This window comes from Burkholderia sp. A2 (assembly GCF_001729305.1).
GTDB lineage: Bacteria > Pseudomonadota > Gammaproteobacteria > Burkholderiales > Burkholderiaceae > Burkholderia > Burkholderia sola.
Map to the genome: position 1 here is coordinate 23,611 of NZ_LZXX01000125.1, position 12,129 is coordinate 35,739.

The following is a 12,129-nucleotide window of genomic DNA, read 5'->3' on the forward strand; positions in this document are numbered from 1 at the left end:
GACGACGTGGTGAGGCCCGGGCGATGCCCGGGCTTTTTGTTTTTGCGGCGATGTTGGCGTGGCGGGACGGGTCGTGCGAATGCGCGGCATGGCCGACTTGAGGCTTGCGTGTTCTAATTCACGCTCCCGTTTTTCGATCGAGTGTTGTCATGCCCCTGTTCGAACCAGTCACGCTGGAAACATCCCGCCTCGTGCTGCGGCCGCTTCGCGACGCCGACGCGCCGGCCTTCTTCGAGATCTGGTCCGATGCGGAAGCGATGCGCTATTTCTCGTTCTCGCCGATGACGGAAATCGAGCAGGCCGAGGCGCGCGTCGCGCGCAACGTGCAGACGTCCGCAAGCGGGGAGAGCCTGGTCTGCGTGCTTGAACTGCGGGAAACCGGCGAAACGCTCGGCGAGTGCGTGCTGTTCCATGCGAACGCGCAATGCCGACGCGCCGAGATCGGCTTCAGCCTGCGGCGCGCGTTCTGGCGCGGCGGATACATGCGCGAAGCGGCGTCGGCCGTGATCGATCATGCATTCGGCACGCTGCGGCTGAACCGGCTCGAGGCCGATATCGATCCGCGCAACGTCGCGTCGGCGGGGCTGCTCGAACGGCTCGGCTTCGTGCGGGAAGGGCTGCTGCGCGAACGCTGGATCGTCGGCGACGAAGTGTCGGACAGCGCGCTGTACGGGTTGCTGGCGAGCGACCGCCGCGCGTAAATAGCCGACTTGCCGGATTCGCCGGGCGAACGTACGCTTGGTCGATACCACGATCGACCCACAGGTTCTCGACCATGCAAGCCCATCCTTTGCGTCTTTCTCCCGGCGACGATCTGCGCGGCGCCATCGAGGCAGCGTTACGTCAGCACGAAGCGCATGCGGCCTTCGTGATCCAGGGCATCGGCAGCCTGAGCGTCGCGCAGTTGCGTTTCGCCGGCGTCGATCAGCCAACCGAACTGCGCGGCGACCTCGAAATCCTGACGCTGGCCGGCTCCGTATCGCCGGACGGCGCGCACCTTCATATGTCGATTTCCGATGCAGCCGGCCGCGTGACGGGCGGCCACGTCGCGAGCGGCTGCGTGGTGCGCACGACGGCCGAGATCCTGCTCGCGCTGCTGCCCGCGCATCGCTTCTCGCGCGAGCCGGATGCGGGCACCGGCTTCAACGAACTGGTGATCCGTCGCGAGTCGGGCGGCGACGCCGCATGAATGGGCGGCGACGCTAGAATCGCCGGTCATCGAAGACTTTCCCGTTACCGCTCATTCCGCAAGACGCAATCCATGGACGACACCGACACCGACATCGAACAGAAGGCGTGGGACATCGTCCGGGCGTGGCTCGAACGCGCGACGCCCGAGCAGTGGCACCGGTTCGCCGCACGCTCCAATTACGACGGCAACGGACGCGCATTGCGCTGGCTGCTGGACAATCGCAACGTCGATCGCGCGACCGCACTGCTGATCTACTGGAATCTCGGCGCCGCGTGGTTCGTGCAGTATGCGAGCGAAAGCGATCTGGGCGACGCGTCGTATCAACTCGATACGTTCCGGCTGCTTCGCGACATCGAGCAACGTTACGCCGACGGCTATTACGCCAATCACGGCATCTGGTTCGATCCGCACGACTTCGATGGTGCGGGGCCGAACGATTATCCGGACGTACCGGTCGCGCGGCCCGTGCCGGCGCTGATGCTGCAACCGACCGACGGGCGCGAGTACGTCGATCTCGACGAAGCGGACGGCTATGACGAAGGCTTGCCGTTCGACGTCGTCGAGCGGCTGCACGCGCTGTACGACTGACCGGACGGGCGCGTCCGGTCGCCGACGCATGAAAAAAGCGCCGCGGCCTTTCGGCTTGCGGCGCCTTTCGGTGCGCTGCGACGTCGACCGCCCGTCGCAGCCCGACTGCGTGCTTACACCTGCACGGTGTCGGCCACTTCCTTGAAGTCCTCGATCTGGTCGAAGTTCATGTACTGGTAGATCTTGTCGCCGTTGGCGGTGAGCACGCCCATGTCGGCCATGTACTCTTCCTTGGTCGGGATCTTGCCCAGACGCGAGCAGATCGCGGCCAGTTCAGCGGAGCCGAGGTACACGTTCGTGTTCTTGCCGAGACGGTTCGGGAAGTTGCGGGTCGACGTCGACATGACCGTCGCGCCTTCGCGCACCTGTGCCTGGTTACCCATGCACAGCGAGCAGCCCGGCATTTCGGTCCGTGCGCCGGCCGTGCCGAACACGCCGTAGTGACCTTCTTCCGTCAACTGCTTCTGGTCCATCTTGGTCGGCGGCGCGACCCACAGCTTGACCGGGATGTCGCGCTTGCCTTCCAGCAGCTTCGACGCGGCACGGAAGTGACCGATGTTGGTCATGCACGAGCCGATGAACACTTCGTCGATCTTCGCACCGGCGACGTCGGACAGCGTCTTCACGTCGTCCGGGTCGTTCGGGCAGGCGACGATCGGCTCGTGGATGTCGGCGAGGTCGATCTCGATGACGGCCGCATATTCGGCGTCGGCATCCGGCGACAGCAGTTGCGGGTCGGCCAGCCACTGTTCCATCGCGGCGATACGACGCTGCAGGCTGCGCGGATCCTGGTAGCCCTGCGCGATCATCCACTTCAGCAGCGTGATGTTGCTGTTCAGGTATTCGATGATCGGTTCCTTGTTCAGGCGCACCGTGCAACCGGCGGCCGAACGCTCGGCCGACGCATCCGACAGTTCGAACGCTTGCTCGACCTTCAGATCGGGCAGGCCTTCGATTTCGAGGATGCGGCCCGAGAAGATGTTCTTCTTGCCTTGCTTGGCGACCGTCAGCATGCCTTGCTTGATCGCGTACAGCGGGATCGCGTTGACGAGGTCGCGCAGCGTGACGCCCGGCTGCATCTTGCCCTTGAAGCGGACCAGCACCGATTCCGGCATGTCCAGCGGCATCGTGCCGGTGGCGGCCGCGAACGCGACCAGGCCCGAACCCGCCGGGAAGCTGATGCCGATCGGGAAGCGCGTGTGCGAATCGCCGCCGGTGCCGACGGTGTCGGGCAGCAGCATGCGGTTCAGCCACGAGTGGATTACGCCGTCGCCCGGGCGCAGCGCGATGCCGCCGCGCGTGCTGATGAAGTTCGGCAGCGTCTGGTGCGTCTTCACGTCGACCGGCTTCGGATACGCGGCGGTGTGGCAGAACGACTGCATCACGAGGTCGGCCGAGAAGCCGAGGCAGGCCAGATCCTTCAGTTCGTCGCGGGTCATCGGGCCCGTGGTGTCCTGCGAGCCGACCGAGGTCATCTTCGGTTCGCAGTACGTGCCCGGGCGCACGCCCTGGCCTTCCGGCAAACCGCACGCGCGGCCGACCATCTTCTGCGCGAGCGAGAAGCCCTTGCCGCTATCGGCCGGCTGATGCGGCAGGCGGAACAGCGTCGACGGCGCGAGACCCAGCGCTTCGCGCGCCTTCGCGGTCAGGCCGCGGCCGATGATCAGCGGAATGCGGCCGCCGGCGCGCACTTCGTCGAACAGCACGTCGGACTTCACCTGGAATTCGGCGATGACCTTGCCGTCCTTCAGCGCCTTGCCTTCGTACGGGCGCAGTTCGACCACGTCGCCCATGTTCATTTGCGACACGTCGAGTTCGATCGGCAGCGCGCCGGCGTCTTCCATCGTGTTGTAGAAGATCGGCGCGATCTTGCCGCCGAGGCACACACCGCCGAAGCGCTTGTTCGGGACGAACGGGATGTCTTCGCCGGTGAACCACAGCACCGAGTTGGTGGCCGACTTGCGCGAGGAGCCGGTGCCGACCACGTCGCCCACATACGCGACGAGGTGACCCTTTTCCTTCAGCGATTCGATGAACTTGACCGGGCCGCGCTTGCCGTCTTCTTCCGGCGTGATGCCGGGGCGCGCGTTCTTCAGCATCGCGAGCGCGTGCATCGGGATGTCCGGGCGGGTGGTGGCGTCCGGGGCCGGCGACAGATCGTCGGTGTTGGTTTCGCCCGTCACCTTGAACACGGTGATGGTCAGGCTTTGCGGCACTTCCGGACGGCTCGTGAACCATTCGGCGTCGGCCCAGCTCTGCAGCACGGCCTTCGCGTGCGCGTTGCCGTTGTCGGCGAGTTCCTTCACGTCATGGAACTGGTCGAACATCAGCAGGGTTTTCTTCAGCGCGTCGGCGGCGACCGCGGCGACGGCTTCGTCGGACAGCAGTTCGATCAGCGGCTGGATGTTGTAGCCGCCGAGCATCGTGCCGAGCAGCTCGGTGGCGCGCGCACGCGAGATCAGCGGGCAGGCGGTCTCGCCCTTGGCCACGGCGGCCAGGAAGCCGGCCTTCACGCGCGCGGCTTCGTCGACGCCGGCGGGCACGCGATGGGTGATCAGCTCGAGCAGCGTCTGCTCTTCGCCGGCGGGCGGGTTGGTCAGCAATTCGACCAGTTCGGCGGTCTGCTGAGCCGTCAGCGGCAGGGGAGGAATACCGAGCGCGGCGCGGGCGGCCACGTGAGCACGAAAGTTTTCAAGCATGGGGAGACCTGCTGATATTGCGTTTGAGGGGAAGGCCTTGCCGGCACTCCGGGGCTATTCCAGGCACTGCTTTGAGCGGGATTCTAATCTCAATGATCTGGAACGTCAAATGTCTTATGTCTTATATAAGACTTGGCGGCGCGAAAGACCGGAGGGCGGCTGCATGGCGGAGACGGCCTTGTCGGGGTGGGGTTCGGCGGGCGGAGACGCGGTGTGGGTTCCGGTCGCCGGTGTCGCACATAACTGCACAAGCCCGCAGGAAACGGCACACACCGGCCGCGTTCGGGTCGCTACGCTTGCTGTCGCGCAGCTTGCAATCGGGCGTCGGAACGGGAGGCGGAAGTCGTCGCGCGCCTGTCGATTCGGCCCGGGCGGTAGCGATTCCGTTGACTCCGGCGATCCACGACATGCACTCCAGAAACGCGATTTTCCTGATGATGGCGCTCGTCGCGTCGCCGGCCGTTCACGCCGCCACGCCCGGCAACGAAGCGCGGGATGCGGCGAGCCGGCCGGTCGCGCTGGTCTATCGCGGGCCTGCCGCGTGCGACGGGTGCGCCGAAACCATCGCCAGACGCCTGCGGGAATCGGACTACCGGTTCCGGGTGATCTACGTGGGGCCGGCGGAAAAGCTCAGGATCACGCCCGCGGCGCTGGCCGGTGCGGCGCTCTATGTGCAGCCCGGCGGCGGGCAGGACATTCCCGGCGCGGCGGCCAGCATCGGCCGAAATGAAATCTGGGCGGTGCGGCGATACGTGGCGAATGGCGGTCGATATCTCGGAGTGTGCATGGGCGCCTACCTGGCCGGCGAGCAGGGTTTCGGGCTGGTCGCCGGCGATATCGACTCCGAGGTCGACCGGCCGGGCTCGACGCTTCACGGCATCGCCGATACGGTGACGCCGGTCGTCTGGCGCGGGAAAAAGCGCTGGATCTACTATCAGGACGGTGCGAGGCTGCCGGTCGCGCCGATCGGCTCCGGCGGGATCGTGCTGGCGATCTACCCGAACAAGGACATCGCGGCCGCCACGTATCGCTACGGCAAAGGGCGCGTCGGCCTTGCCGGCCCGCATCCGGAGGCCGATGAAAGCTGGTATCGCCAGAACGGCCTCACGAATCCGGACGGCGTGGTGCCGGACATGGCCTACGACCTGATCGACGCGACGATGAAGCCGTAACGGAGGTGCCGCGGCGCGCGCGGTTTATTTCCGTTTGGCGCGATACGCGTCGAGATTTTTCCGTGCCTGTGCACGGATCGCACGCTGCATGAAAGGCGTCCAGCCGAGCAGCGCGCCTTTCATTCCGAGAGCCTGACGCGCCCAGCGCCACAGGTCGAAATGGTCGCGATGCTCGACGATGCGTCCGTCGCGAAACCGGAAGCGCGCATCGATCCGGTTGACCACCATCCGCCCGGTCGCGGCGAACCGGTAGCGCGCGCTCCACTTCGCGCGCCCGGCCTGATCGTCCGCGGCGACTTCGCCGAACGTCAGAGCGAATTCCTGCGCCCGCGCGACCAGCATCCGCCACATGTCGCGCGCAAGTTCGCCGCGCAGCTCGCCGAATGCGGGATCGCTGAACACGATGTCGTCGGCGTAGCACGCGAGCATCGCGTCGATGTCGCGTTGCTGGAAGGCCGTGTAGAAGCGCTGGATCAACTCGGTGTTCGGATCAGTCATGTCGGGGCGTAACGGGGCAGGGAGGGGCGGACGATGACGTCCGTCGAAACGCCGATCGGGAAAGTGATGGCCGGCAGCGCAAACGGGCGCCCGTGCCTGCGACTTCAGGCGCGGCACGCTCGCCACGGATGATACGCGTCAGCGGGCCGCCATCGCGACGTTCCGATCGTTCCGTCCCGTCACCAGGCAGCCCGACATGAAGGCCTCGCTCTGGCTGCCGGCAGCGGCTTCGCCGAAGCCGCGACCGAGCGCGTCGGCCTTCACCTGCGCGGCGCCTTGCTCGCACGCGAGCGGGCTGGCGTCGCGGCCCTGTGCGTGCAGGATCGCGCGATCGCCGATGAGATAGGCCAGCAGTGCAAAAACAGCGATATGTACGGCTCGTCTCATGGTTCGTCTCCTCGTCGCTCAAGCGTAACGCGGACACGTTCGACGAAGCACTTGGGGCTTCCCCCGGTAAACGTCTGCTGAAAGCGGTGGCGTGCAGGACGATCCTGTCCTGTTTTTTCGTCACCGCCGCCCGGCGGACGGGCAATGCGCGCCAGTTTGACGAATGTCAGGGTCCGGGCGGGCGGCGGCGGTCGCGCGGCCGTTCAAGGCGATAGCATGAACGCATGATTTGACGGAACGCGATGCGGGTCAACGCATCGGGTCCGGCAAGCAGGCCGATGTTGAATATCGCTGTCGAAATAGTGAGGAATCCAAATGTTGAACGTCTCGTCCGTCCTGATCAGTCTTGCCCCGATGTGGGCCATCCTGCTGCTGGCATCTTCGGCGGCCGCCTATTTCGTGTTCTGGCGCAAGGTCATCAAATAAGCGCTGCGCGACAGCGTGCGCACGATGCGCACGCGTGACGCGCCTTTCCGTCATTGCACCGCCGTCACCGGCACATTCGAAATCTGCACCAGACGGGCCATCACGCTGCGCCGAAACACCGACATCAGCGCGTGCAGCGGATCGCGTCTCGGCGCGGCCACGACGATCTCGTCGCACCCGGTCTCGGCCGCCGCGGCCGCGATCGTGTCGGCCACCGGGCCGACCTTCAACACGACGCTGAACTTCACGTCCGCATCGCGCAGGATTCGCTCGGCCATCGCGAGATCGTCGGTCGCGAATTGCGTCTCGATCGCGCGCAGCCGCGACAACGGGTGATAGGCCTCGAGCCGCGTCGATTCTAGCGGCGCCTGCACGTTGAGCAGCACGACCTCCGACGCGCAGCGCTCGCGATACAGGAACGTCGCGTGACGAACCGCCTGAAGCGAGCGGGGCGAATGGCCGACCGGAACCAGCAGCTTGAGCATGGACGATGAACCCGGAAACGAAGTGCTTCCAGCATAGCGGGCGGCCGGACGAAGCGATCTAAAGAGATCGGCCGGCCGCATAAAAATGTCGTTAACGTGCGCGATCCCGTGGCGCACCGATTAAAAATATAAGAAATTTAAGTTTATGCGCATAAACGGCTGCGAGCGGCGGCGCCGGTCCTGCCCGGCCGTCGCCGGCTGTCCGACGCATCGCGATTCAGTCGAATCCGCAATGAATTGCGCCGCAAAATATCGGAGGTTGCCCGGATCGCGTCGCGTAGAGTAGAGCGGCGGCGCCGCCGGGCGGCGCGCCATCCGATACCGCTTCCCAGGAGACCTCGCATGCCGCACGGCGCCCCGCAGTTTCTCGCTCCCGCTTCCATTTCCGTCGATCCGATCGTGCGCCTGTCGGCCGGCGAGCTTGCGTCGGCGATCCGCGGCAAGGCGGTTTCGTGCGTCGAGACGATGCGTGCGTATCTCGACCATATCGAGCGCGTGAACGGCGCGGTCAACGCGATCGTCGCGCTGCGCGACCGCGATGCGCTGCTGGCGGAAGCCGCGGAAAAGGATGCGGAGCTGGCGCGCGGCGACTATCGCGGCTGGCTGCACGGGATCCCGCAGGCGCCGAAGGATCTGGCGATGACGAAGGGGTTGCGGACGACCTACGGCTCGCCGATCTTCCGCGAGAACGTGCCGCAGGCCGATTCCGTCGGCGTCGCGCGGATGCGCGCGGCCGGTGCGATCTTCATCGGCAAGACCAATACGCCCGAATTCGGGCTGGGTTCGCACACGTTCAACGCGGTCTACGGCGCGACGCGCAACCCGTACGACCTGACGAAGAGCGCGGGCGGCAGCAGCGGCGGCACCGCGGCGGCGCTCGCGTCGCGGATGCTGCCGGTGGCGGACGGCAGCGATTTCGGCGGGTCGCTGCGCAATCCGGCCGCGTTCTGCAACATCTACGGCTTCCGTCCGTCGCAGGGCCGCGTGCCGCGCTGGCCGGGCGTCGACGTGTTCATGCAGCAGCTCGGCATCGAAGGGCCGATGGGCCGCACCGTCGGCGACGTCGCGCAACTGCTCGCGATCCAGGCCGGCCACGACCGCAACGATCCGCTGTCGCTCGCGGAAGATCCGGCGGTGTTCGCGCAGCCGCTCGACGCGGACCTGCGCGGCAAGCGCATCGCGTGGGTCGGCGACTGGAACGGCTATCTCGCGACCGAGGCCGGCGTGCTCGCGCAGTGCGAGCGCGGGCTGGCGACGCTGCGCGAGATCGGCTGCGACGTCGATGCGGCGCTGCCGGCGTTCGCGCCCGACCGGATCTGGCGTCTATGGCTCACGCACCGGCACTTGCTGTCGGGCGGCGGGCTGCTCGCGCACTATCGCGACCCGGCGCGCCGCGCGCTGCTGAAGCCCGAGGCGATCTACGAGGTCGAAGGGCTGCTCGCGCTGCAGGGCGAGGCGGTGTTCGACTCGAGCGTCGAACGGACCGCATGGCATCAGGCGGTGCTGAGCTTCTTCGACCGTTACGACTTCATCGCGGCGCCGACCGCGCAGGTGTTCCCGTTCGACGTCGACCAGCGCTGGCCGAAGGAGATCGCGGGCCGCGCGATGGATACCTACCACCGCTGGATGGAAACGGTCGTGCCGTGGACGCTGGCCGGCTGCCCGGTGATCAACGTGCCGGTCGGCTTCAACGACGCGGGGTTGCCGATGGGGATGCAGCTGATCGGGCGTCCGCGCGCCGATCTCGCCGTGCTGCAACTTGCGCGCGGGTACGAGCGGGCGGCCGACTGGGTCAACCAGCGGTTGCCCGCATGGATGGCAGCGTGACGGCGCCGCCGGCAGTCAGCCGATGGCGGGCGGTAGCGGCCGGATGACGAAGCGGGCGGTGACGCGCTGCCCGTTTTGCTTGGCATCGCTCGACGCGAAACGCGCCCGGGGAGGGGTTTCGTCGCGCCGCCTGTGCACGCGGGAGCCGGCGTCCATTGACGCAACCGGAGAAAGAATGCCGGTACGCGCGTGACATCGCATCGCAAACGCGGACGAATCGGCGCGACGACGTTCGCCGGCCGCGGAATTGCAAGCGGCGGCGCGCGGTGATTTCGTTTCGATGTGTTTCAGTCGTTGCGGCGGCGCGCGACGCGCTTCGACAATATCGCCTCGACCATTCGGGCACGAGGAAAACACATGAAGCACATTCGCGCGACGGGCCGGCATCTGGCCTCGGCAGGCATCGCGTTCGGCATCCTGGCGAGCGGCGCCGCGCATGCACAGCTCGACCTGCAGTCGATCGGCGCGTCGCTGCTCGGCGGCGGGCAGCAGCAGGCGGCCCCTGCGCAGGGCGGTGTCGCGCAGTTGCTGCAGGCCTATGTCGGCGCGAACCAGCAGGTGCTGAGCGGCCAGTCGTCGCTCGCGTCTGCGATGGGGCTGACGGGCGCGGCCGGGCAGGCGCAGCAGGCGGCGAGCCAGTTGTCCGGCGGCGATGCGCTGTCGCCCGCCACGCTGTCGCAGATGGGCGGCGCGCAGCAATCGGTGTCGCAGGCGCTCGGCCAGGCGTTCGCGAGCGGCGGCGCCACGCACGGCCCGATCGACAAGCAGGCGTTCAGCAACGGCCTCGCCTCGCTCGGGCAGGGGCTCACGCAGTACTCGCAACTGCAGTCGGGGCTCGGCAATCTCGGTTCGACGAGCGCGGCGTCGCTGCTGCAGTCGGGCCTGAATCCGCAGAACATGCAGGCCGCGACGTATATCGCGCAAAGCGCGCCTGGGCAGTTGCAGTCGCTCGCCGCGACGCTCAGCCAGGCCGTGCAGTTCGCGACGAGCCAGGGCATTTCGGTACCGTCGGTCGCGTCGTCCGCCCTGAAGCTGCTGCCGTAACGTCGTGCGGGTGCGATGCGTGGCCGTCATCGGGTACGCCGGCCGCGAACGATAGTCCCGCACAACATGGGGATTTCGCGCGATGCTATCGTGGCGGGTCCCTTTCATCGGTGCCGGTTCATGACTGACTCGTTCGACCTCTCGCGCTATTTCTCCCGCATCGGCTACGACGGCCCGGCCGAGCCGACGCTCGACGTGCTGCGCCGGCTGCATCTGCTGCACCCGCAGGCGATTCCGTTCGAAAACCTCAATCCGCTGACCGGCGCGCGCGTCGTGCTCGACCTGCCCGCGATCGTCGACAAGGTGATCGAACGCCGCCGCGGCGGCTACTGCTTCGAACTCAACAAGCTGTTCTACACCGCGCTCACGACGATCGGTTTCCGCGTGACGCCGCTGATCGCGCGCGTGCGCTGGATGCGGCCGCCCGAGATCGTCACCGCGCAGACGCACATGCTGCTGCGCATCGACCTCGACGGCGCGGCGTGGCTCGCGGACATCGGCTTCGGCAGCGCGACGCTGACCGCGCCGCTGCGCTTCGTGCCGGGCGAGCGGCAACTGACGCCGCACGGCGCGTTTCGCGTGATCGATGCCCCGGTCGACGGCGAGTTCGACATGCAGTTCGAGATCCCCGACGGCTGGCAGACGACCTACCGCTTCTCGCTGAAGCCGGCCGAATGGATCGATTACGACGCCGCGAACTGGTTCACGTCGACGTATCCCGAATCGATCTTCGTGAACGACCTGATCGCGTGCCGCGTGCTGCCGGACGGCCGCGCGGCGCTGCTCAACACCGTGCTGACGCTGCGCGACGCGGCCGGCGCCGGGCGCACGGTCACGTTCGACACAGCAGCCGACTGGGCCGCATGCCTGCGCGACACGATCGGCATCAATACGGCGGGATTCGATCTCGACGCGCTGTTCGCGCGGCTCGCGGCGCGAGCCGCGCGGTAACGCGGGCATACGAGACACTGCAAGCGGCCTGCTCGCGGGCCGCGCGCCGATTCAATCCAGTCGTTTCATCGCATCCGCATTTGACTTTTGCTAGATTGCTAGCATACTAGCCTCCATGACCGACGAAGAAGTGAAGCAATTCAACGTGTACCTGCCGCTCTCGCTGATCCGGCAGGTCAAGCATCGCGCCATCGAAACGGAGCAATCGCTGTCCGCGCTGGTGGCCGACGCGTTGCGCGCGTACCTGGCCGCGCCGCCCTCCGGCGCGGAACCGTCCAACAAGGAGGAGTGACATGTCATCCGAGCGAATCGAAGCCGTGTACCTGACGACGCACAACTGGGGCAAGTCGGCGAAGTTCTTCCAGGCGCTGGGCTTCACGCTGGAATTCGAAACCGATCACCAGTCGGGCCAGTTGCGCAGCGGCGACGGCCCGTTCCTGTTCATCGCCGAAGTGCCGCCGGGCGAAAAGCCCGACATGCAGGTCGTACTCAAGGTGGCCGACGAGCAGGCGGTGCAGCCGCAGCCGATCGTCGATGTCGTCACGCCGTTCGAGGATACGCACTGGGGCACGCGCGACATGACCGTGCGCGATCCGGACGGCCGGGTGTGGCGTCTGCAGGCGCCGGGCAAGCAGCACGCGTGAGGTCGACATGACGGTTATCCGCGAAGACGACGCGCCCGACAGCACGGCCGCGCGTGTCGCGCTGTGGCGGGCGCTGCACGTCGAGCTCGATGCACCGCCGCATGTGCTCGCCGACGAAATCGGGTTGCAATTGCTTGCACCGGCACCCGGCTGGCGGCAGCGCGGCGACATGGATCCGCAGTTCACGCGGCCGTTTCGCGCATCGATCGTCGCGCG

General features: G+C 66.9%; 13 protein-coding genes and 1 pseudogene. 10 read left to right on the plus strand and 4 right to left on the minus strand.

Going from position 1 to position 12,129, the window contains the following annotated elements; genetic code table 11:
- Positions 1 to 149 precede the first annotated feature (149 nt).
- The 3 genes from A9Z05_RS28050 (at position 150) to A9Z05_RS28060 (ending at position 1,780) form a co-directional block, all read left to right on the plus strand.
- Entirely contained in the window at positions 150 to 701 is a 552-nt protein-coding gene (locus A9Z05_RS28050; protein ID WP_069620959.1) for a GNAT family N-acetyltransferase, read from the plus strand.
- A 74-nt stretch (positions 702 to 775) separates the two neighbouring features.
- Complete coding sequence (locus A9Z05_RS28055) at positions 776 to 1,189, plus strand: PPC domain-containing DNA-binding protein (protein WP_069620960.1); 414 nt, start codon at positions 776 to 778, stop codon at positions 1,187 to 1,189.
- 72 nt (positions 1,190 to 1,261) lie between these two features.
- A complete protein-coding gene (locus A9Z05_RS28060) occupies positions 1,262 to 1,780 on the plus strand; it encodes a DUF4274 domain-containing protein (RefSeq protein ID WP_069620961.1) in 519 nt (172 codons plus the stop codon).
- Between the two features lie 113 nt (positions 1,781 to 1,893).
- On the opposite strand, the gene acnB is transcribed toward A9Z05_RS28060, so the two are convergent.
- Positions 1,894 to 4,479, minus strand: a complete 2,586-nt coding sequence (gene acnB / locus A9Z05_RS28065) for a bifunctional aconitate hydratase 2/2-methylisocitrate dehydratase (RefSeq protein ID WP_069620962.1) — start codon at positions 4,477 to 4,479, stop codon at positions 1,894 to 1,896.
- Between the two features lie 296 nt (positions 4,480 to 4,775).
- On the opposite strand from acnB, the gene A9Z05_RS28070 reads away from it, so the two are divergent.
- Positions 4,776 to 5,651: a BPL-N domain-containing protein gene (locus tag A9Z05_RS28070; protein WP_256122117.1), complete on the plus strand. Its 876-nt coding sequence runs from the start codon at positions 4,776 to 4,778 to the stop codon at positions 5,649 to 5,651.
- 24 nt (positions 5,652 to 5,675) lie between these two features.
- Here the strand turns inward: A9Z05_RS28070 and A9Z05_RS28075 are convergent, their stop codons facing one another.
- From A9Z05_RS28075 to A9Z05_RS28085, 3 genes are all read right to left on the minus strand, one after another.
- Positions 5,676 to 6,149: a nuclear transport factor 2 family protein gene (locus A9Z05_RS28075; RefSeq protein ID WP_069620964.1), complete on the minus strand. Its 474-nt coding sequence runs from the start codon at positions 6,147 to 6,149 to the stop codon at positions 5,676 to 5,678.
- 138 nt (positions 6,150 to 6,287) lie between these two features.
- Positions 6,288 to 6,536, minus strand: coding sequence for a hypothetical protein (locus A9Z05_RS28080; RefSeq protein ID WP_050011907.1), 249 nt, complete (start codon positions 6,534 to 6,536; stop codon positions 6,288 to 6,290).
- Positions 6,537 to 7,012: 476 nt separating this feature from the next.
- Positions 7,013 to 7,447 (minus strand): universal stress protein, encoded by a 435-nt coding sequence (locus tag A9Z05_RS28085; protein WP_069620965.1) that lies wholly within the window; start codon positions 7,445 to 7,447, stop codon positions 7,013 to 7,015.
- A gap of 342 nt (positions 7,448 to 7,789) precedes the next feature.
- Here A9Z05_RS28085 and A9Z05_RS28090 point away from each other — a divergent pair, with 342 nt between their 5' ends.
- The 6 genes and pseudogenes from A9Z05_RS28090 to A9Z05_RS28115 form a co-directional block, all read left to right on the plus strand.
- Entirely contained in the window at positions 7,790 to 9,274 is a 1,485-nt protein-coding gene (locus A9Z05_RS28090; RefSeq protein WP_069620966.1) for an amidase, read from the plus strand.
- A gap of 357 nt (positions 9,275 to 9,631) precedes the next feature.
- Complete coding sequence (locus tag A9Z05_RS28095; protein WP_069620967.1) at positions 9,632 to 10,318, plus strand: hypothetical protein; 687 nt, start codon at positions 9,632 to 9,634, stop codon at positions 10,316 to 10,318.
- 120 nt (positions 10,319 to 10,438) lie between these two features.
- Positions 10,439 to 11,269 carry an arylamine N-acetyltransferase gene (locus A9Z05_RS28100; protein WP_069620970.1) on the plus strand — a complete coding sequence of 277 codons (831 nt, stop codon included), beginning with the start codon at positions 10,439 to 10,441 and terminating at the stop codon, positions 11,267 to 11,269.
- A gap of 115 nt (positions 11,270 to 11,384) precedes the next feature.
- Entirely contained in the window at positions 11,385 to 11,561 is a 177-nt protein-coding gene (locus tag A9Z05_RS28105) for a ribbon-helix-helix domain-containing protein (RefSeq protein WP_069620968.1), read from the plus strand.
- A gap of 1 nt (position 11,562) precedes the next feature.
- Complete coding sequence (locus A9Z05_RS28110; RefSeq protein ID WP_069620969.1) at positions 11,563 to 11,913, plus strand: glyoxalase/bleomycin resistance/extradiol dioxygenase family protein; 351 nt, start codon at positions 11,563 to 11,565, stop codon at positions 11,911 to 11,913.
- Between the two features lie 7 nt (positions 11,914 to 11,920).
- Positions 11,921 to 12,129: pseudogene (locus A9Z05_RS28115) on the plus strand (SAM-dependent methyltransferase); the annotation flags it as partial.